This window comes from Vescimonas fastidiosa (assembly GCF_018326305.1).
In the GTDB taxonomy this organism is placed as follows: Bacteria; Bacillota; Clostridia; order Oscillospirales; family Oscillospiraceae; genus Vescimonas; species Vescimonas fastidiosa.
Map to the genome: position 1 here is coordinate 97,487 of NZ_AP023417.1, position 20,623 is coordinate 118,109.

A 20,623-nucleotide genomic window follows, 5' to 3' on the forward strand; every position below is an offset into this window, starting at 1 on the left:
CGGGAACGGTAAAGTAGAAGGGCGTTGAAACGAACGATGGAGGATACTGCATGAAAAGAGCAACACGAATATTAGCGGCACTTCTTTGTGTGCTGCTTCTGCTCCCAACGGTGGTCTTTGCGCAAGCGCAGCCTTCTTTGGAAAAACAGATCGCACAGAGTGCGGAGGGAATGTCCGCTCTGGGCGGCAAGAAGGGTGAATTGCTGAAAGACCGGGAACTGTTTCCTGCAGGCGATTCCGTCTGCGATTGGTTGGCCATAGCTATGGCGCTGTCCGGCACAAGGGAGAGCTATTCCGACTATTTGGCGGAACTGAAGGCCCATGTGGAGGACGCATACGCCAAAAACGGATGCCTGGACCGCAACAAGGCCACGGAATACCACCGGATTTCTTTAACGGTGCTGGCACTGGGGGGCAACCCCACCAACTTCGGCACGAAGCCCGACGGCTCGGCCATTGACCTGATCGCAGAGGGTACTTATAACTACGCCGGTGATCCGGGCGCTCAGGGCTTAAATGGCTGGATATGGGCGCTGCTGGCTCTGGATGCCGAGGATACGGAGGTCCCGGACGATGCACGGTATTCCAGAGAGGACATGGTAAATGCCATTGCCGTTGCCCAGGAGCCGGACGGCGGCTTTGGCCTGATCCCCGGAAAATCGGATGTGGACATCACCGCTATGGCGGTGCAGGCACTGGCCCCCTATCGGAACCAGCTGGAGACCGAGATCGACGCAGCGCTTACTTATCTTTCCGGCCAGCTGACGGACACCTGCGGGTATATCGCCTACGGCGATGAGAACGCGGAAAGCACAGCCCAGGTCATCCTGGCCCTGTGCGCCCTGGGCATTGACCCGGAGACGGATAGCCGTTTTATCAAGGACGAGCACACCCTGCTGACGGAGCTTTCCCAGTTCCGGGAAGCGGACGGCACCTACCGCCATGTGCTGGAGGGGGCCGGCGACGGCCTGGCAACGGCCCAATCCGTCCTGGCCTTAGTGGCTGTGCAGCGTGTGCGGTCCGGGCAGCCGTGGGTGCTGCATTTTGACGGCACTCAAGCGCCCCGTGAGGCATTCGGCACAAATGGAATCATCATCTGCGCCGTGATCGGTGCGGTAGTCGTAATCGCCGCCGGTGCGATCTACATCATCGGCAGAAAGAGGAAAAAGGCATGAACAAGCTGACAGATCAAATTCAGGCAGAGGTCAACAAGGTCGTTTTGGGCAAGGAGGACATCGTCCGCAAGGTGCTGCTGGCCATCCTGGCACAGGGCCATGTGCTGCTGGAGGATGTCCCCGGCGTGGGCAAGACGACGCTGGCCAAGGCATTTTCCAAAACGCTAGGTCTGGACTCCAAGCGTGTCCAGTTCACCTCCGACACCCTGCCATCGGATATTATCGGGTTTTCCGTATTCGATAAGGCAGACGGCAAGCTGAAATATCAGTCCGGAGCCATTATGACCAATCTGCTGCTGGCGGACGAGATCAACCGTACCTCCAGCAAGACCCAATCCGCTCTGCTGGAGGCTATGGAGGAGTTGCAGGTCACCGTGGACGGCGTGACCCGGCCCCTGCCGAAGCCCTTTATCGTGCTGGCAACGGAAAACCCGGTGGGTTCTGCGGGTACGCAGATGCTGCCCGCATCCCAGCTGGACCGTTTTATGCTCCAACTGAGCATGGGCTATCCCAATCGGGCCAGCACGGCGGCACTGCTGAAGGATCGCCATCATGTGGACCCGCTCTCTGCCTGCCAGACAGTGACTTCCCCTGCCGAGCTGGAAAAGCTCATTGCAGAGGTCAGCAATATCCATGTGGCAGACCGAATTTATGACTATATTGCAGAGCTGGTGGATCTGACCCGCTCCAACGCCTATGTGACCCTGGGTGTCAGTCCCCGTGGCGCTTTGGCTGTGACCCGTGCGGCCAAGGCCAACGCCTACTTAGAGGGCCGGGACTATGTGATCCCTGACGATGTGTGCGCCGTGTTCCCGGATGTGTGCGTCCACCGTCTGATCCTCAACTCCAAGGCGCGGCTCCAGGACTATACAGCGGCACTGATCCTGCAAAATGTACTTACCTCCGTCCAGAAGCCGGATGTCCGGGAATTTTCCAGCAAATGAGAAAAACGATCTTAGGCAGCGCCCTGTGTTATCTGATCCTGCTGCTGGCGTTGGCGGCGCTGCTTCTTACAAGCGGCTCCTTCTGGGCGCTGGCCGGACTCTGCTTGCTGCTCCTGCTGCCCCTGGCCTCCTGGGCGGTCAATTTCTATGTTCGCAGGCACCTGCAGGCGGACATTCTGACCCCGGCCACAGCGGCAAAACGCACGGCAGTCAGCTGTCGGGTGCGTATCCGCAACGGAGCGTTTCTGCCCGTAATGCGCTATGGCTGTCAGGTCTCTATCCGCAATGATCTCACTGAGGAAGACCAGACAGTGACGCTGACCGGCAGCATCGGAGCCAAGGGCGAAAGCAGCCAAACCATCCTGCTGCAAAGCAGCTTCTGCGGCAGAGTGTATGTGCAGATCAGCCGGTTTACCCTGCTGGACTATCTGGGCCTGCTTCCCATGAAGGCCCTCGTGAAAGCGGATGCCCGTCTGACCATCCTCCCGGACCTGTATCCAATGGAGGCGGACATGACCGCCCGACCGGCCTATGCCGACGACGGCACTTCCAATCGACGGGGTGAGGACCGCAGCGAGGTGTACCAGCTCCGGGAGTATCGCCCCGGCGATGATATCCGGCAAATTCACTGGAAGCTGTCCTCCAAGTTAGATGAGCTGATTCTGAAAGAGGCCAGCCAGCCGGAGAGCCGTTCCCTTTTGGTATTCTGGGATAAGCGTCCCGGCGGTAACCCCCAGCAGATGGACGCACTGGCGGAGGTCGTGTCCTCCGCAGGCATGGCACTGCTGCAAAGTGGTGTACCCTATACCCTGTGCTGGACGGACCGGGACGATCTGCAGGTCCAGGACATTTCAGAGGAAAACCAGCTTTTGCAGGCCATCCCGTCTCTGGTAAAAACCAGGGGCAGCGCTGAGTGCCGCCTGCCCAAAACTGACGGTTACAGCCGAATTCTCTGTTTCGGCACAGCGCCGGAAGAACAGCTGCTCACGGACGGACGGGTGCATTTCATCCTCTGTACCGAAGAACAGTACCCCGGTGCGACCACCTTTGCCCCGCAGAATTATTCCGAGGCCATGCAGCGACTGGAGGTTTAATCCATCATGCGAAAAAATGAAAACGGACTCCAGTGGATTGTCACCGAAACGGCACAGAAAAAGCTGCACTTTCCCTGGGGTGCTTGGGTGGTCTGTGCCGTTCTGACGGTGGGCTTCTGCTTGCTTTTAACCGCTGCATTTCCCTCTGTTCCCTACCCATGGTGGGCCATGACAGCAGCTGCGATTTTGGTGCAGGCGGCGTTGCTGATAGTATACCAAACCAGAATCGGGAACTGGCTCGTTCCAGCGGGCATCGGCGTGTTGCTTCTTCTGAGCTTGGCACTGAACAAATTTGTCCTACCCGGTTTTGGAACACTGGCAAATGATTTCCTGACCCTGCTGACGAAAAAGACCGGGAAGATCTACCTGGACCTTGCGGCAGCGGATGCCCAATTTCTGCCTCTGGCGGTAACGGTTCTGCTACTGGCGGTGTCGCTGCTTCTCAGCCGTAGCGCATGGAGCGGACGGATGCTGCTGGCCTTGCCGATTCTGCTGCCCTGCTATGCAGCCCTGTTGCTGGGCTTGTTTCCCATAGGCATCGGCGGTGGGCTGCTGATTATTGGCACGGTGCTGCTGATGGTGCAGCACACGGCAGAGGGAGAAGCCCTTGCAGGCGTTCCGGCGCAGCTGATCTTGCCGGTCCTGTGTGCAGCGCTGTGTCTGCTGATGGGCCTGTCCTGCCAAGACAAGCTGAATACAGACATGGTCGAGACGATGCAAACCCAGCTTCACCAGCGGCACTACGACAGCGATACCAATTCCATGCCGGAAGGAAACCTCAAGAACTTACCCGCCTGGAATAAAAGCGACACCCCGGCGCTGGAAGTCACAATGGAGCAGCCGGAAAAGGTGTATCTGCGTGGGCAGGTCTACGACACCTACACCGGCACCGGCTGGAAAGCAGCCGATACCGAAGAAACTGCCCAATATGAGGACCTTTTCTATTGGCTCCATGAGGCGGGTTTCTACGGCCAGAGTCAAATTGCACTGGCGGATGGCTATACGGAGACGGCCACACCGTTGTCCATGACTATACGAAATCTCTCCGCCTGTTCCGCCCACGGCTACTACCCCTACGCCGTCTACGGCAGCGAAACGCTGGCAGCGGACCGCATCGGGGACACGAATCTGCCCCCGGCAGAGAGCCTGTATTATCTGAAAGGCAGCGTCCCGGACTGGTATCAGATCCAGCGGAACCTCTCCACAGCCCAGGGCCGGGAAAACATCGAGACCTATCTATCCAAGGAGCAGGCCTATGCCGACTATCTCCGGGCCGTGGACCTGCAAATGACCCAGGATAGCTGGGCCGTCCTCCAGCGGCAATTGAAGCTGGACACCCAGACCCGGACCATCAGCGACATCCGCACCATCATCTTTGACTATCTACGGGAAGCCATGACCTACGATGCGACTGCCCGGACCATGAACGGCAGCGGCGACTTCCTGCAATATACGCTGGAGCGCAGCGGACACGGCTACAGCGTCCATTACGCCACGGCAGCGGTGCTGATGCTGCGCTACATGGGCGTTCCGGCCCGCTATGTGGAGGGATATTACCTCTCGGCAGAGGATGCCGCCCGCTACAAGGCCGGTGAGACCATTACCCTGACGGAAGAAAACGCCCACGCCTGGGCGGAATACTATGTCAGCGGTGTCGGCTTTGTGCCGTTCGAGGTGACTCCCGGCTACATAGACGACGAGGAACTGTCCCTGGGCGGCGACAGCCCTGATGAGAATACCTATGAGAACAACACCCAGCAATTTGTAGAGGTGGAGCAGCCAGAGGAGATCAACGAGCACAAGCAGGACCGATTTACCTTCTCACTGAATGCCCACTACCTACTGCTTCTTCCCTTGCTGCTGATCCTGCTGCTGGCCGGGTGCATTTTCCATCGCCGCAGGGTGTTTCGGAAGAAGATGGCCGCTATCGACGCCGCAAACGACCGGGAGGCCATTGCCATGCGCTATGGCTATGCCGTTTGCCTGCTGCGCCACAGTACGGTGCAGTTCCCGGAGGATGCTGCGGAGGCCGCAGAACTGAATCAAAAGGCGCTGTTCAGCACCCAGGAGATGACCCCGGAGCAGCGCAAGCAGGTTGACTCATTTGCCGTGCGTGTACTGGATGCCTGCAAGGGCAGCTGGACAACCTGGGAGAAAATACGGTACCGGCTATGGAACTGCCTGTATTGAAAACAAGGAGGAAGGAAAATGCACAAAAGAGTAATGGCTCTGCTGCTGAGTCTGGTGCTTCTGCTCTCTGCCGCCATGCCGGTCACGGCGATGGCCGCAGAGGAGTACGCCGGTAGCTTTGTGCTTGTGGCTATGAACGCCAACAGCACCATCGTGGAGCCGACCCGTATCCAGTATAAATCTGGGCAAACCATTCAACAGGCGCTGGCGGATTCAGATATTGACTTTGTCGGCCTGGAAAACGGATTCGTCTATGAGATCAACGGCGTTTCCGCCAATTACCTGCTCTATTATGACAAGGGTGGCTATAAGCTGGACGCTCCGGCTTCTTCCGTCAAGGCCCTTTGCTTCCATGTATCTTCGACTTATTCGGACGCAGCTATCCAGCTGATTATCCAAATGGCGGATTACCTGGACATGACCAACCATGTGCAGAATTATCCGGCAGCGGCCAATGCCTACGCAACGGCGCTGAAGGGCCTGCGGACGGCAACTGCCGACTCGGCAGGACCATTGCTGAAAAACCTGAAAGACGCCATTGCCGAATATGCGGCCCTTCTGGACGGGACCAAATACACCGTCTCCGCCACAGCAACCCAAAACGGCAATGCGGTGGAGGCACCGATCCTCTCCCTTACGGATGTCTATGGCAATGTTACCACCGGCACCGGCAGCGTCCAAGTCATCGCCGGCGACTATAAGTTCTGTGTGTCCGACGGCGGATATAACCGCACAGAGGGAACGCTGACGGTCTCCGCCGACGCCCAGGTCGCTGCGACCCTGCCCTACGGCGAGTGGTTCGGCAATATCCGGCTGCTGGATGTCGATCAAGAACCCTACCGCGCTGCACAAAACCGTGCAAACCACACGGCGCAGTATTGGATCGAGGATACAGCCAATGCTCTGAGCAGCGTGTATCTGAATGCGGCGATGGGCAATGTCCCGAATACCAAGACCACCAAGCTCCGCACCATCTATACCGGCACCAACGGCAAGGATATGTCGGGCATATCCCGCAGCTGGAACAGCACAGCCACATCCCTTACTTATCTGCTGACCTCTGGCATGGAGGGCAAGACCTTCGCGCTGGAAGCACAGTATACAGGCTCGGACGGCTACACGCAGATTCAGTCCTACGATGTCACCGTGACCCGTGTGCCCACGCTGAAGGCTCTGGCAGCCACGGCGGAGGGGACCAAGCTGCCCCTGGAGTTTGCGCCCAACACCCGGGAGTACAGCCTAAAAACCGTGTCCTCCACTGTGGATATTGACGCCGCACCATTTGGTGAGGATTATACCGTCACCGGAACCGGGGCGGTGCAGCTGACCGGAGACACGCAGGATCACATGATTCAGGTAGCAGCGCCCAACGGGGAGCAGAGCACCTATACCCTCCACATTCAGAAGGTAGCTTCCGTACCGGTGACGCTGGCTGTGCCTTCCGGAACAACGGTGCAGGTGATCAATGGAGCAGGCTCCGAGATTGCCCCGGTGGACGGGATCTATCACCTGGTCCCCGGCGAGAGCTATACCTGCATCGCCACGAAGAACACCTGGTATCATACGCAGATCACCTTCACGGCCTCCAGCGGACTGAATGTGTCCGTCCCGGAGCCTGTCACCACCGACTGGCTGACCGATCTGGCATTCTACAACGGCACCTATGCTTCCAGCCGGATCGCCTACGCCGCCGACAAGACCTTCACGGCGGCAGACCACACCTACAACTATACGGTGTCCGACTGCAACAGCTCCGTTGCCATGCAGGCCACGGCAACCGGAACCGTGACGGCGCTGTATCGGACCCAAAGCACCGTGCCGGAGATTCATAATCTCGCACGGATGGAGACGATCACAACGCCTGTCAGCAAAACGGGTCTTGCTCAGAGCCTGACCTACGCCGTGGCCAAGGCCGGTTACGGCCAGACGGTGACGATCCGCATTTCCAAGACAGAAAACGGCACTACCTACTATCAGGACTACGATATTCAGCTGCTGCGGCAGCTGCACCTGTCCAGCCTGACTATTGCCACAAAGGATGAGACACTGCCCTTTGTAACTCTAAAGGGCGGAACGGCCCGCTTTGATCGAGATACCACGGATTATTATGTTAAGGTAGACCGGGAGACCACCGCTCTCTACCTCTCCGGCACCTATCCCAACAGCAGCACAGACACCGCCTGCTGCGGCGGGTACTATGCCAAGGTCAACGGCGTACGCTATGATGCGCTGGCCGGCGCGGAAGCGGTTCTGAACACAGACCTTTATAATGAGGATATTTCGGTACAGGTCTGCCACGCAGATACCGGCAGCATTGAGCTGACCTATACCGTCCATGTTCAGAAGAGTGACCCCATCCAACTGACCATCCAAACGACTCCGGCGGATGCCACGGTGTTCCTGACCAACGACCTGAACGGCAAGCGCATCGTGGAGAAAAACGGCACCTACAGCCTGACCCCCGGTGCCAGCTATTCCTACACTACCACCTGCGCCGGGTACATCGGTCAAACGGTGGAGCACTATACCGCCCCCGACAAGGACGGTACACTGACCATTACGCTAAAGAAGGCTCCAGCCAACGACAAGCTCATCAATTTCGATTCTGCGTGGCCCCACTTACGCCAAAACAATGAGAATAACGGTGTGGTGGACTACAAGACGCCGGTCTACGCCAAGGATGCCGAGCTGTACTGGGCTACCTCCATTGGATCCGGCTACGATGTGAACGCCTGCGGCTGCCCCATTTTGGTGGACGGTGCCATCTACACCTACTCCGGCTCCCGCATTTACAAGGTGGATGCTATCTCCGGCGAAATTCTCATTGATAAGCCCATGGATCACAACTCCAGCTTCGCCATCAACCCGCCCACCTACGCCAACGGCATGATTTTCGTGGGCCTGTCTGACGGCACGATCCAGGCGTTCGACGCCAATACCCTGGACTCCCTGTGGATCTACCGGGACTCCATCGGCGGTCAGCCCAACAGCTCTATTGTCTATCACGACGGCTACATCTACACCGGCTTCTGGGTAGGCGAGATCAACGAAGCCCATTATGTCTGCCTGAGCGCCACCGACGAGGACCCCACCCAGACGATGGAAGAAAAGCTCCCCACTTGGTACTACACCAGCAAGGGCGGCTTCTATTGGGCCGGTGCCTATGTGTGCGACGACTTCCTGCTGATCGGCACGGATGACGGCGCTTCCGGCTACACCACCGGCAAGCCCAGTCTGCTGTCCTTTAACCCCAAAACCGGCGAACTGCTGTCCTCCTACAAGATGAATGTGACCGGCGACATCCGCAGCTCTATCACCCATTACAACGGCAAGTATTACTTCACCAGCAAGGGCGGCTACTTCTACGAGGCCACTGTGGACGAAAAGGGTACCATTGAGGATGTCCGCACCTTGAAGCTCTACAACTATGCGGACGATCCCGCCAATCCCGCCATGTCCACCTGCACACCCACCATTTACAATGGGCGGGCCTATATCGGCATCTCCGGCACGGCACAGTTCGGCGCATACAGTGGCCATAACCTTACGGTCATCGACATCCCCAACTGGGAGATTGCCTATACGGTACGCACCCACGGCTATCCCCAGACCAGCGGTGTTCTGACCACGGCCTATATGGAGGAGACAGGCTGCGTCTATGTGTACTTCTTCGATAACTTCACCCCCGGCAAGCTCCGGGTGCTGGAGGACAAGCCCGGCCAAACCGAGGTGTCTCTGAAGACCATGGAGACCAACACGGCCAGCGGCCAGACGGAGACCTATACGACGCCCTACAACATCTTTACGCCCAGCGGCGCACAGGCCCAGTATGCCATTTGCAGCCCCATCATGGATGAGTACGGCACGATCTACTTCAAAAACGACTCCGCCTACCTGATGGCCGTGGGCAGCACCATTGAACGCATCGAGGTCACGAAGCTGCCGGACAAGACGACCTACAATGTAAAAGACACCTTCGACCCCACCGGTATGCAGGTAACGGCCTACTACGCCAACGGCATGACCCGTGATGTGACAAAGTATGTCACCTGGTCCGATAAGCCGCTGAAGGCCAGTGATACCGACTTCCAGATCACCTTCCCCTACGCCATGTACCAAAACCGAGAAAACAGCGACACCCTGGAGATGGAATACGGCGTCCACTGCGATAAGCCCATGACTACCCTGACCCTGACCATTGGGGACCAGACCGAGGTCAAATACGGTGATGTAAATGGGAATGGTAAAGTCGATTCCACGGATGCCGCCATTGTCTACCGTTATGCAAATGGAAAATATCAGTTGTCTGCGGATCAACTTTTGGCAGCTGATGTAAATGGTGATGGTGTCGTGAACACGACGGATGCTGCATTGATCTACCGTGTAGCAAACGGAAAGCTGTCAAAGTTCCCGGTGGAACAATAAATCATAGTGGTACACGGAAATAACCCGGATATGAAATGACCTCCCCAGCTTGACCCTATCGCAAGCAGGGGAGGCCATTTCTATAATCACAGAAGAATTGATAAAATGGGGTGGATGTATGGCTGAGTCTAAGAGCAGACTCCTATATATTTTGCAATATCTTTGGCTAAAAACAGATGCTGAGCATTATGCCACGACCGGGGATATCCTTACATACTTGCGGGAGAATGATATTCGCTGCGACCGGAAGACTATACCCGGGGATATTCAGAAGCTCTGTGACATTGGCATTGACATTGAGGAGGAGCGTAGCCGGGAAAATCGCTATTCTTTGAGCAGTCATCTGCTTACGCTGCCGGAATTGAAGCTACTGATCGATGCCGTGGAATCCTCTAAGTTTATTACAGCCAAGAAAAGCGCAGAGCTTATCGAAAAGCTCTCCCGGATGAGCAGCATATACCAGGCTGCGGAGTTAAAAAGCAATCTGTATGTCTCCGAACGGGTCAAGTCGTTCAATGAGCAGATATACTATCTGGTAGATAACATCAATACGGCCATCAATCATGGAAAACAAATCTCATTTCGCTACTTCCATTTCGATCAGCATCGCAAGGAAGTCCCCAATAATGGCGGCAAACGCTCTGGGCAGCTAAAAGCTCAAACACCTGTACCTCTAAAACGATTTATATCCAGCGTGAAACATAAGAGCAGTCCCATATCCACTCAGGCAGAAGCATTGGCGCAGGAAAGGATATAATGGAAGCGCCCCGCATCCCTTTTAGGGAACGGAGTGCTTCCATTGCCGTTCTGGTATTTCACAGTTTGAATTTATCCACAGAAATATCGATAAACCCAATCGGTTCGTCTTGCAGGAACATGACCATGTAAATGGGGAGATAGGTCAGCTTTCCGTCAGTCTTTACATTATCATTCGTGAATACATAGGCTTCCTGAATCCCGTATTCCGGAACCGCCATCACATTGTCCAGTGCCGAGTGCTTTTCGTAGTCCTTTCCGCTCTTCACTTCAATGGGGAGTACCCGCCCTGCTTGCTCGACAACAAAATCAAGTTCCCCCTTTTTCTTGCTGTTATAATAATACAGGGAATATTTGTGGGCATAAAGTTCCTGAGCCACCACATTCTCATAGACGGCACCTTTGTTGATATCTTTCTCTTTGGTGACGATTTTCAGCTTACAGGCTTTTCCGTATAAGGTGGTGAGCAGTCCCACATCTGACAGGAACAGCTTGAACAGCGTGCTTTTTTCATTCAGCATGAGCGGCACCGTAGGTTCCGTTGTGTTGAACACACCCAAAGCAACACCAGCTTTCCAAAGCCAGGTGAAGCTGTCCTCGATCCGGTCAAAGCGCAGTCCTTTCTTGATGTCCGCAATCATAAACCGCTTGTTCTTCTCATTCAGTTCGGCCGGGATAAGTTCATAAATGTGCGTGAGGAGCAGTTTGCGGTTTTCCGCTTCATACTGCGTAAAATCCAGCTTGTACTGCTCGATGATCGCTCTGTGTTCATCCATCACATCATCAATGCTTCCGGTCGTCCGGTATTTTTCCACCGCAGCAGGCATCCCGCCGATAATCAGATAGAGATTGAACATCTCCATGATTTTCCCGTGAATGACTTCCTCTACGGGCGTTTTGGATGTAAACGCCTTCCGCAGCGTATCCAATACGGGCTGGCCGACATGGAAGATTTGCAGGAACTCTTCAAAATCCAGCGGGTACATATTGAGCGTCTGCAAATAGCCGACCGGTGCGGATTTCAGATTCACGATCTCCACACCCAACAGGGAGCCGGACAGAATGTACCGGAATCGTTTATCGTCCACGAGAAACTTGACCTTCGTGGCGATCTCCTTGTATTTCTGAATCTCATCAAAGAAAAAGACGGTCTTACCGGGAACTATTTTTTGATCGCTGTACAGGGATAGCTTCAGAATCAGGTCATCAATGCTTGTTGCACCGGCCAGAATTTCGACAATTTCCGGCTGCCGTATGAGATTGAACTCGATATAGTCACACCCCGCCGCTTTCAGACACTCCCGAATAATAAATGTCTTTCCAGCCTGACGGACACCATAGATCAGCAAAGCCTTGTCGCTGCTCTCGATCCAGTGCATAATCTCTTTTTCAATTTTCCTTTTTAGCATCATCAGCACCTCCACATCTATCCTGTGCGTTTTACAAGGTTATTATACCTATGATGTGACACTTTTTCAAGGGAAATGCGATTATAAATTGACACTTTTTCTTTTAACCGCATCAATAAGTGTAGCAGTCAAGAAAAGTAGACACGAAAAATATTAATTTTTAATTTACTTTTTCAAAAGTAGACATGAGGAACATTTTTGCAGAAGTTGTTTTTTCAAAAGTGGACACGGACAATAATTTTTGCCGAAATCCTTTTAAGGCTTACCCGCAGATTTTCCAGACAGCGTCTGGAAAATCTCTATGCAGCATACCACTGTCTACGGACGGTTGATGATTTGCCAGTGCGGAAACAAATTCAACTTGCGGTTTCATTCCCGTGACGGACGGACAGACGGCGTTGATTACCAATGCTACACATTGGTAAACCGGGGGAGCGTCGCCAAACGCCTGAACAAAGGCATCTCCATCCATTTCAATCTATCAGTCTAACAGAAGCTTGAACCATGGGCGGCGGGACAGTAAACTGCCCCGCCGCTCTGATTTTCAGCGGGCATGGTCTTTCTCGTGCGCAATGGTTCTCCACGCCGAGGCTGTCTCTACCAATATTTTGCATGGCAAGGCGGTGCGTTTTTTCGGAATATGACAGAATGACGGTATAATTCCTCCGAAAATATCTTGACAAGATTTATCAAGATTGATAGAATGGGTATATAACAAAAAAGGAGATGCAGGGATATGCTCATCACAAGGGAAACGGACTATGCGCTGCGGATGCTGCGGGTGCTGCTGGACGGAGAGAAGCACTCCGCCGCCGAGATGGCGGAAACGGAGCTGATCCCCATGCAGTTTGCCTATCAGATCCTGCGAAAGCTCTCCGCTGGGGAGCTGGTGCAGGTGAGCCGGGGCGCAGCCGGCGGCTGCCGGCTGTCCTGCGACCTGTGTGGCGTTTCCCTCTACGACCTCATGGTCGTCATGGGAGAGCATGACGTCCTGTGTGCCTGCATGGAGCCGGGGTATGACTGCCGCTGGCAAAGCGAACATGGGAAATGCGCCATCCACTGCCAGCTAACGGAGCTGCAGCGAAAGCAGGACGAGGCGTTCCGCGCCGTGAGCCTGCACCGGCTGCTGACCGGCGAAGCAATTCAAAAAGAGGAAATGACCCAACAAATGTGACATAAGGAGGTACACCGTATGCTGTTTCAGACCACACCCGCGCACGAGGAGCTGCGCGCCAAGATCCGAGCCTTTGCGGAGGAGGAGATCAAGCCTCTTGCATTCCTGCTGGATCAGAACAATGAATTCCCTGACGAACCTGTCAAAAAGATGGGACAGCTGGGCTGGCTGGGGCTGCCATTCCCCAAGGAATACGGCGGCGCGGGCCTTGACATTCTCAGCTACGCCATGGCGGTGGAGGAGCTGGCCCGTGTGGACGGCGGTGCAGGCGTGATCCTCTCCGCCCACGTGTCGCTGGGCGCGTGGCCCATCTTCGCCTACGGCACGGAGGAGCAGAAGCAGAAGTATCTCGTGCCGCTGGCAAGAGGCGAGAAGTTGGGTGCCTTCGGCCTTACCGAGCCTAACGCAGGGTCGGACGCCGGCGGCACGGAAACCACAGCACTGGACAAGGGCGACCACTACCTGCTCAACGGCGGCAAGATCTTCATCACCAACGCGCCCAAGGCGGACACCTATGTGGTATTCGCCGTCACCACGCCGGACATCGGCACCCGGGGCATCTCCGCCTTCATCGTGGAGAAGGGCTGGAAGGGCTTTGAATTCGGCGACCACTACGACAAGATGGGAATTCGCTCCTCCTCCACGGCGGAGTTGATCTTCAACGACGTGAAGGTGCCCAAGGAGAACCTGCTGGGCAAGGAGGGCGACGGCTTTAAGATCGCCATGTCCACGCTGGACGGCGGCCGCATCGGTATCGCGGCGCAGGCGCTGGGTATCGCTCAGGGGGCCTTTGAGCACGCGCTGGCCTACGCCAAGGAGCGCGTCCAGTTCGGAAAGCCCATCGCGGCACAGCAGGCCGTTTCCTTCAAGCTGGCGGATATGGCCACCAAGCTGCGCTGCGCCCGCTTCCTCGTCTACTCCGCGGCGGAGCTGAAGGAGCAGCACGCCCCCTACGGCATGGAGTCCGCCATGGCGAAGATGTACGCCTCAGACATCGCACTGGAGGTCACCAACGACGCCGTGCAGATCCACGGCGGCACCGGCTTCCTCAAGGGGATGGAGGTGGAGCGGGCCTACCGCGACGCCAAGATCACCACCATCTATGAGGGTACCAACGAGATCCAGCGGGTGGTCATCGCCTCCCATCTCATCGGCAGGCTGGGCAAGAGCAGCGGCGGCGAAAGCCGCTCAACGGCCAAGAAGCCCGCGCCCATCACCGGTATCCGCAAGCGCACCATCTTCCGGGAGGGCGACGCCGCCCAGCAGGTCAACGATCTGGTGGCGGCACTGAAAAAGGACGGCCATGACTTCTCCGTGGGTATCCCCATGGATACGCCCATTCCCAAGGCGGAGCGTGTGGTCTCCGCCGGTAAGGGCATCGGCGAGAAGAAGAACATGAAGCTGGTGGAGGGCTTGGCCAAGGCCGCCGGCGCGGCTATCGGCTCCTCCCGTCCCGTGGCGGAGACGCTGAAATATCTGCCCCTTGACCGCTATGTGGGTATGTCCGGGCAGAAGTTCACCGGCAACCTCTATATCGCCTGCGGCATCTCCGGCGCCACCCAGCACCTCAAGGGCATCAAGGATGCCTCCACCATCGTGGCCATCAATAAAAATGGCAACGCGCCTATCTTCAAGAACTGCGACTACGGCATCGTGGGCGACGTGATGGAGATTTTGCCCCTGCTCACTGCCGCGATGGACAGCGGCGAGAAGCTGCCCGCGCCGCCGATGGTGAAGATGAAGCGTCCCACGCCGCCCAAGCCCACGCCCATCGGCGACACCTATGTGTGCGGCGGCTGCGGCTACGAATATGTGCCGGAGCTGGGCGACGAGGACGGCGAGATCGCGCCGGGTACATTGTTTGAGCAGCTCCCCGCCGACTGGGTATGCCCGGAGTGCGCGGAGGGCAAGGATCAATTTGTGAAGGCTTGAGCCGGGAGGGTATGAGATATGTATTGTGTGCGTAATGTGACCAGCGACCTCTACTGGGTGGGTGCCAACGACCACCGCCTTGCCTTGTTTGAAAACTGCTTCCCCATTCCCCGCGGCGTCAGCTACAACGCCTACTGTCTGCTGGACGAGAAAACGGTGCTGTTCGACACCGTGGACTGGTCCGCCTGCCGCCAGCTGCTGGAGAACCTGAACCACGTCCTGAACGGGCGGGAGCTGGACTATCTGCTCATCAACCACCTGGAGCCGGATCACGCCGCCTGCATCGAGGAGATCCTGCTGCGGCACCCCAAGGTGAAGGTCATCTCCAACGAAAAGGCCTTCATGCTCATGCGGCAGTTCGGCTTCCACGTGGACGACCACGAGTGCATCGAGGTGAAGGAGGGGGACACCTTCTCCTTCGGCCGGCACACCGTCACCTTTGTGGGCGCGCCCATGGTGCATTGGCCGGAGGCCATGGTGACCTTCGATGTTACCGACGGCGTGCTGTTCTCCGCCGACGCCTTCGGCACCTTCGGCGCGCTGGACGGCAAGCTGTTTGCCGACGAGGTGGACTTTGAGCGGGACTGGCTGGACGATGCCCGCCGCTATCTCACCAACATCGTGGGCAAGTACGGCCCCCACATCCAGCTCCTGCTGAAAAAGGCCGGCGGGATCCTGGATCAGATCAGGTATATCTGCCCCCTCCACGGCCCGGTGTGGCGGGAGAAGCTGGGCTGGTTCATTGAGAAGTACGACACGTGGAGCCGGTACGCGCCGGAGGAAAAGGGCGTGCTGATCGTCTACGCCTCCATGTACGGCAACACGGAGAACGCGGCGCAGGCACTTGCGGCACGGCTCTGCGACAAGGGCATGCGCCGTGTGGCGCTGTACGACGTGTCCTCCACCCATGTGTCCCAGTTGATCTCCGAGGCGTTCAAGTACAGCCACATCGTGCTGGCCTCGGTGACCTACAATCTGGGCATCTACCCCGCCATGCACGACTTCCTTATGGACATGAAGGCGTTGAACCTGCAAAACCGTACCTTTGCCCTCATTGAAAACGGCTCATGGGCGGTGAAGTCCGGCGACCTCATGCAAAAATTCGTCAACGACGAGCTGAAGAACATGACGGTGCTCAACGAGCGGCTCAGTCTTGCCTCCTCGCTGGGGGAGGACAAGGCCGTTGAGCTGGAAACGCTGGCGGACGCGATTTTGGAGTCCGTGCAGTGACCGGCGCAGGGAGTGAAAGAAAGAAATAGGCTGCCGCCTCCCTGCCGGGGAGACCGCATTCCGCGAGATGGGGCGGACAAGCACGATCCCGCGCTTGTCCGCCCTTTTTCCAAAAGAGGCACAGCAAGTCAGAACGTAACAAAACGAGTTTCGGAAAGGAGATGCTACCATGAATTACAGTGCTATGATCCAAAACCGCAAGTCCGTTCGCGCCTTTCGCGGAAAGGAGGTGCCGAACGAGGCACTCGCCCAGCTTCGCACCTACTACGAAAAGACCTGCCCCCGCCTTGTTCCGGAGATCGCCACGGAGCTGATCGTGCTGGATAAGGACGCGCAGCCGGCACTGGAAAGCTCCGCGGGCTACCAGCAGTTCCTCATCGGTGCGCCGCACTATCTGCTCCTTATGTCCGCCCGGCACATCCACGCAGGCGTCAACGCCGGGTACATGATGGAGGATCTTGTCCTCAAGCTGACGGAGCTGGACATCGACACCTGCTGGCTGACCTTTACCGACAGCGACAAGATCAAAAAGGCTCTGTCCCTTACCACCCCGCTGGAGGTGGCGGCCATCGTGGCCTTCGGCTACGGGGAAAAGACGGCGAAAAAGCTGCGGATGAACATTCAGAGCATGTCGCAGATCGACGTGCAGGCCGAGCAGCAGTATTACGCGCCGAAAAAGAGCGTGCATGAGCTGGTTCACATGGAAAGCTGGAGCAACAAGTCCGGTCTTGATGAAATGATGGACTTCTATGACGATATGCTCTGGCAGGCATTCTACGCCGCCTCCCTGTCCCCCAGCTACCTCAACCGCCAGCCCTACGGCTTCCTTGTCCGCGGCCACAGCATCTATCTGGTGCAGCAGGAGGACGCCTACACCGACAACCTTGACGCCGCGCTGGATCTGGGCATCGTGCTGCTCCACTTCTCCGCTGTCGCCTCCCGGTGGGCGGGAGAGGTGCGCTGGGAGCTTTCTCCGGATGCGCCGGACGGCCTGCCCGCAGGGCATCGCGCGGCGGCCGTGTGCCGGGTGTAGCGGAGCTGCTTCCGTCCCTATTGGGGCATTCGATTCAGATAGAAAAACCGGATAATGCCGGTTCCAAACAGAAGATCAGGAGGTGTTTTTCCGATGGCCATTCGAACGGTAACGGATGCGATCCGCTATGTAGGGGCGGACGACAACACATTGACACTCTTTGAAAACCAGTACCCCGTCCAGCCTATGGGAGTGAGCTACAACTCCTATGTCATTCTGGATGAGAAGATCGCCGTGATGGACAGCGTGGACGCACGGGCGGCGGAGGAATGGCTTTCCAATGTAGCGCAGGTGTTGGAGGGGCGTAGCCCCGACTATCTTGTGGTCACACACATGGAGCCGGATCATTCCGGCAGCCTCATGCATCTGGCGCAAAGGTACCCGGAGATGAAGCTCGTGGGAAATGCGAAAACATTTACCATGATCAAGCAGTTCTTCGGCACAGGTGCGCTGACGGAGGGCCGTATGCTGGAGGTCGGCGAAGGAGATACGCTTTCCTTGGGTACGCACCGACTGCGCTTCCTGATGGCGCCGATGGTACACTGGCCGGAGGTAATGACAGCGTATGAGGAAACGGAAAAGATCCTGTTTTCAGCGGATGCCTTTGGCCGCTTCGGCGCACTGGAGCGGACTGCCCGCGCCCCGTGGGCGCCGCAGGCGCGGCGGTATTATTACAATATCGTCGGGAAATACGGCGCACAGGTGCAGGCTCTGCTGAAAAAGGTCTCCGCACTGGAGATCAAAACGATCTGCCCGCTCCATGGCCCGATGCTCACAGAGGGGTTGGAGGAGTATCTGCAGCTTTATGACCTGTGGTCACAGTGGAAACCGGAGGAACCGAAGAGCATACTGATCGCGCATGCGTCCATCCACGGAAACACCGCCCGCGCGTCGGAGACCCTAAAGGGTAAGCTGGAGGGAAAAGGCGTGCGAGTTACCTTGTGCGATTTGACAGTGACAGACCTCTCCTATGCCGTGACCAGCGCATTCTACTGCGGGAAGCTGGTGTTGGCCAGCTCCACCTATGACGGAGGACTGTTTCCACCCATGAAGGCCTTTTTGGAGCATTTGCAGGCCAAGGGCTTTCGGAGCCGCCGGGTCGGCTTGATGGAAAACGGATCCTGGGCACCCGCCGCTGCGCGGCTGATGCGCGCCGAGCTGGAAAAGATGAAGGATCTCCGACTGTGCGAAACGGAGGTATCGCTGCGCGGCGCACTGAACCAAACCAGTGAGGCGCAGATGGATGCTCTGGTGGCTGAGCTCTGCGCGGAGTAGGCGGAGGGAGACCGGACGGTATGCCAGCGCCGAGGCTGGCTTCGTCCAGCCACCCGATACTTCAAAAGTGAAACGGCGTTGCTGATTTAGACGGCAATATGGTGCTGCGTGAGGCTGAAGCCTTGAGAATGGATAAAAGCGCAGCCGCAGATGTTCTCTGCGGCTGCGCTTTTTGCTGCACTTCCTTGCAATTTACAGCACTGCCTTTTTCCATTTCCTGATCTTCGTCCGAAACGTTCCGAAGGGCGCGACGGTATTGACGTGGATAAATTTGTAAACCTCCCACACCGCTGTTTTGGTGGCGTCATCCGCCCACCGTCTCATGTGCGGCTGGAACAGCTCCTCCTCGCTCATGGAATCGATCATGGTCTGGATAGCGGCGATATTTTCACATAATTTGCCCTTCAATTCCGCCAAGGACAAATGGGCGTAGGTGTCCGTGAACCATTAGTACAGGCCGCCCAGCTGGTTCCACTTGAACTGCTCCGACGGTGTTTTCGCGTCCATTCCGCGCTTCTCGTCAGCCTCCCAGCTCAAAAGCAGCGTTGTCCATCCCACCTGATACGCAAGATTCTCTGCCGGTGTCCTGTCCACACCGGGTACTCTTTTATCCTTCAGGGCTTCCGGGACCGTATCAAACTCAGAAATGTACTTTTCAAAGCTCTGACGGATCTCGCTTTTGAGATCCTCTTTATCCCTGTATGTTCTCAAGACAGTCTCCTTTACCGGTTCTCCGCCAGATATTCTTCCGCGTAGTGGACAGCCACCGCGCCGTCCGATACGGCGGTGACCACCTGCCGCAGCGCCTTGGTGCGCACGTCGCCCGCGGCGAACACACCGGGGAGACTGGTTCGGGTGGATTCGTCCGCGATGATGTAGCCGGACTTGTCCAGTGCCAGCTCGCGTCGGAACAGCTCCGTCGCCGGGGCACGTCCCACGCTGATGAACACGCCGTCGCAGGCGAGGTCATGTTCCGCGTCGGTGTTGACATCTTTTAGCCGAAGCCCCGTCAGGCGGCTGTCGTGCAGCAGAGCGGAAACGGTGCTGTTCCAGCAAAATTCTACGTTGGGCGCGTTCATCAACGGCTCATGATAGACCTTCGTAGCCCGCAGGCTGTCCCGGCGGTGAATGAGGTAGACCTTTTTTGCAATGCGGGACAGGGTCAGGGCATCTGCCGCAGCAGAGTTGCCGCCGCCCACCACCGCCACGGTCTTGCCCCGATAGGGCGCGCCGTCGCAGGCGGCGCAGTAGTGAACGCCCTTGCCAACGAGTGCCTCCTCGCCGGGAACGCCCAGGGGGCGGGGTGTCGCGCCGGTGGCGATGACCACCGTGCGGCTCTGAAAGACGCCCTCGCTGGTGTCCAAGGTCTTGATCCTCCCGGAAAGGCTTGCCTTGTAGACCTCCGCCAGCTCCGTCACCGCACCGAAGCGCTCGGCGCTCTGCTGCATTTTTTCGCCCAGCGTAAAGCCATCGATGCCGTCCTCGAAGCCGGGGTAGTTGTCGATCTGCTCCGTCAGCGCCATCTGCCCGCCGGCGGAGAGCTTTTCCAGCACCAGCGTGGAAAGCCCGGCACGGGCGGCGTACAGGGCGGCGGTGTATCCGGCGGGGCCGCCGCCGATGATGATCATATCATAGATCCGCTCCATAGCCACGCCCTCACTGCGCCAGCGTTTCCCGGATAAATGTCTCAATGGCCGCCTTGGAGCCAGGCGCGACAATGGAGCCGAGCACCTCGCCGTTCTTGAAGAGCATCAGCGTGGGGATGGTGTCGATGCCGAAGCGCTCGATGAGCTGCGGCTCCTCGTCGTAGTTGATCTTGCCAGCGATGAGCGTGTCGGCGTACTGCTCACCCACCTTGTCAAAGGCCGGGGCAATACGGCGGCAGTAGGGGCACCACTGGGCCCAGAAATCCACCAGCACGGGCTTGTCCGCATGCAGGACGTCATTTTCAAAGCTGTTGGTCGTAATGGTAAGCATCGTATATCC

15 protein-coding genes and 1 pseudogene are annotated in these 20,623 nt (G+C 57.1%); 12 read left to right on the forward strand and 4 right to left on the reverse strand.

What is annotated here, in order from left to right:
• Positions 1–50 precede the first annotated feature (50 nt).
• From KI236_RS11885 to KI236_RS11910, 6 genes are all read left to right on the forward strand, one after another.
• A complete protein-coding gene (locus KI236_RS11885) occupies positions 51–1,175 on the forward strand; it encodes a terpene cyclase/mutase family protein (RefSeq protein WP_212822203.1) in 1,125 nt (374 codons plus the stop codon).
• Positions 1,172–2,119 (forward strand): AAA family ATPase, encoded by a 948-nt coding sequence (locus KI236_RS11890; RefSeq protein ID WP_212822204.1) that lies wholly within the window; start codon positions 1,172–1,174, stop codon positions 2,117–2,119. Before KI236_RS11885 ends, KI236_RS11890 begins: the two co-directional genes overlap by 4 nt.
• Positions 2,116–3,213 (forward strand): DUF58 domain-containing protein, encoded by a 1,098-nt coding sequence (locus KI236_RS11895; RefSeq protein ID WP_212822206.1) that lies wholly within the window; start codon positions 2,116–2,118, stop codon positions 3,211–3,213. Before KI236_RS11890 ends, KI236_RS11895 begins: the two co-directional genes overlap by 4 nt.
• A 6-nt stretch (positions 3,214–3,219) precedes the next feature.
• Positions 3,220–5,403 (forward strand): transglutaminase-like domain-containing protein, encoded by a 2,184-nt coding sequence (locus KI236_RS11900; protein WP_212822208.1) that lies wholly within the window; start codon positions 3,220–3,222, stop codon positions 5,401–5,403.
• An 18-nt stretch (positions 5,404–5,421) separates the two neighbouring features.
• A complete protein-coding gene (locus tag KI236_RS11905) occupies positions 5,422–9,828 on the forward strand; it encodes a dockerin type I domain-containing protein (RefSeq protein WP_212822209.1) in 4,407 nt (1,468 codons plus the stop codon).
• Between the two features lie 118 nt (positions 9,829–9,946).
• The gene (locus KI236_RS11910; protein WP_212822210.1) at positions 9,947–10,585 is read left to right on the forward strand and encodes a hypothetical protein; all 639 of its coding nucleotides are present in this window, start codon (positions 9,947–9,949) and stop codon (positions 10,583–10,585) included.
• A 58-nt stretch (positions 10,586–10,643) separates the two neighbouring features.
• Here KI236_RS11910 and KI236_RS11915 read toward each other — a convergent pair whose 3' ends face one another.
• Entirely contained in the window at positions 10,644–11,996 is a 1,353-nt protein-coding gene (locus KI236_RS11915) for an ATP-binding protein (RefSeq protein ID WP_329958980.1), read from the reverse strand.
• A gap of 298 nt (positions 11,997–12,294) precedes the next feature.
• Between KI236_RS11915 and KI236_RS11920 the strand changes: the two genes are divergently transcribed.
• The 6 genes from KI236_RS11920 to KI236_RS11945 all read left to right on the forward strand — a co-directional run bounded on the left by KI236_RS11920 (position 12,295) and on the right by KI236_RS11945 (position 18,637).
• The gene (locus KI236_RS11920) at positions 12,295–12,483 is read left to right on the forward strand and encodes a hypothetical protein (protein WP_212822211.1); all 189 of its coding nucleotides are present in this window, start codon (positions 12,295–12,297) and stop codon (positions 12,481–12,483) included.
• 246 nt (positions 12,484–12,729) lie between these two features.
• Positions 12,730–13,167, forward strand: a complete 438-nt coding sequence (locus KI236_RS11925; protein ID WP_212822212.1) for an RrF2 family transcriptional regulator — start codon at positions 12,730–12,732, stop codon at positions 13,165–13,167.
• An 18-nt stretch (positions 13,168–13,185) separates the two neighbouring features.
• Positions 13,186–15,099 (forward strand): acyl-CoA dehydrogenase family protein, encoded by a 1,914-nt coding sequence (locus KI236_RS11930; protein ID WP_212822213.1) that lies wholly within the window; start codon positions 13,186–13,188, stop codon positions 15,097–15,099.
• An 18-nt stretch (positions 15,100–15,117) separates the two neighbouring features.
• Positions 15,118–16,329, forward strand: a complete 1,212-nt coding sequence (locus tag KI236_RS11935; protein WP_212822214.1) for an FprA family A-type flavoprotein — start codon at positions 15,118–15,120, stop codon at positions 16,327–16,329.
• Between the two features lie 169 nt (positions 16,330–16,498).
• Positions 16,499–17,362 carry a nitroreductase family protein gene (locus KI236_RS11940; protein ID WP_212822216.1) on the forward strand — a complete coding sequence of 288 codons (864 nt, stop codon included), beginning with the start codon at positions 16,499–16,501 and terminating at the stop codon, positions 17,360–17,362.
• Between the two features lie 93 nt (positions 17,363–17,455).
• Positions 17,456–18,637, forward strand: a complete 1,182-nt coding sequence (locus KI236_RS11945; protein ID WP_212822218.1) for an FprA family A-type flavoprotein — start codon at positions 17,456–17,458, stop codon at positions 18,635–18,637.
• A 192-nt stretch (positions 18,638–18,829) separates the two neighbouring features.
• On the opposite strand, the pseudogene KI236_RS11950 reads toward KI236_RS11945, so the two are convergent.
• The 3 genes and pseudogenes from KI236_RS11950 to KI236_RS11960 all read right to left on the reverse strand — a co-directional run bounded on the left by KI236_RS11950 (position 18,830) and on the right by KI236_RS11960 (position 20,614).
• A pseudogene (locus tag KI236_RS11950) lies at positions 18,830–19,348 on the reverse strand (ClbS/DfsB family four-helix bundle protein).
• 11 nt (positions 19,349–19,359) lie between these two features.
• Positions 19,360–20,283 (reverse strand): thioredoxin-disulfide reductase, encoded by a 924-nt coding sequence (gene trxB, locus KI236_RS11955; protein ID WP_212822219.1) that lies wholly within the window; start codon positions 20,281–20,283, stop codon positions 19,360–19,362.
• A gap of 10 nt (positions 20,284–20,293) precedes the next feature.
• The gene (locus KI236_RS11960) at positions 20,294–20,614 is read right to left on the reverse strand and encodes a thioredoxin family protein (protein WP_212822221.1); all 321 of its coding nucleotides are present in this window, start codon (positions 20,612–20,614) and stop codon (positions 20,294–20,296) included.
• Positions 20,615–20,623: the final 9 nt, after the last annotated feature.

Bases quoted from the DNA above. Each gene is read 5' to 3' on its own strand.
- KI236_RS11885 (WP_212822203.1), top strand. From the start codon at position 51: ATGAAAAGAGCAACACGAATATTAGCGGCACTTCTTTGTGTGCTGCTT.
- KI236_RS11890 (WP_212822204.1), top strand. From the start codon at position 1,172: ATGAACAAGCTGACAGATCAAATTCAGGCAGAGGTCAACAAGGTCGTT.
- KI236_RS11895 (WP_212822206.1), top strand. From the start codon at position 2,116: ATGAGAAAAACGATCTTAGGCAGCGCCCTGTGTTATCTGATCCTGCTG.
- KI236_RS11900 (WP_212822208.1), top strand. From the start codon at position 3,220: ATGCGAAAAAATGAAAACGGACTCCAGTGGATTGTCACCGAAACGGCA.
- KI236_RS11905 (WP_212822209.1), top strand. From the start codon at position 5,422: ATGCACAAAAGAGTAATGGCTCTGCTGCTGAGTCTGGTGCTTCTGCTC.
- KI236_RS11910 (WP_212822210.1), top strand. From the start codon at position 9,947: ATGGCTGAGTCTAAGAGCAGACTCCTATATATTTTGCAATATCTTTGG.
- KI236_RS11915 (WP_329958980.1), bottom strand. From the start codon at position 11,996: ATGATGCTAAAAAGGAAAATTGAAAAAGAGATTATGCACTGGATCGAG.
- KI236_RS11920 (WP_212822211.1), top strand. From the start codon at position 12,295: ATGCAGCATACCACTGTCTACGGACGGTTGATGATTTGCCAGTGCGGA.
- KI236_RS11925 (WP_212822212.1), top strand. From the start codon at position 12,730: ATGCTCATCACAAGGGAAACGGACTATGCGCTGCGGATGCTGCGGGTG.
- KI236_RS11930 (WP_212822213.1), top strand. From the start codon at position 13,186: ATGCTGTTTCAGACCACACCCGCGCACGAGGAGCTGCGCGCCAAGATC.
- KI236_RS11935 (WP_212822214.1), top strand. From the start codon at position 15,118: ATGTATTGTGTGCGTAATGTGACCAGCGACCTCTACTGGGTGGGTGCC.
- KI236_RS11940 (WP_212822216.1), top strand. From the start codon at position 16,499: ATGAATTACAGTGCTATGATCCAAAACCGCAAGTCCGTTCGCGCCTTT.
- KI236_RS11945 (WP_212822218.1), top strand. From the start codon at position 17,456: ATGGCCATTCGAACGGTAACGGATGCGATCCGCTATGTAGGGGCGGAC.
- trxB (WP_212822219.1), bottom strand. From the start codon at position 20,283: ATGGAGCGGATCTATGATATGATCATCATCGGCGGCGGCCCCGCCGGA.
- KI236_RS11960 (WP_212822221.1), bottom strand. From the start codon at position 20,614: ATGCTTACCATTACGACCAACAGCTTTGAAAATGACGTCCTGCATGCG.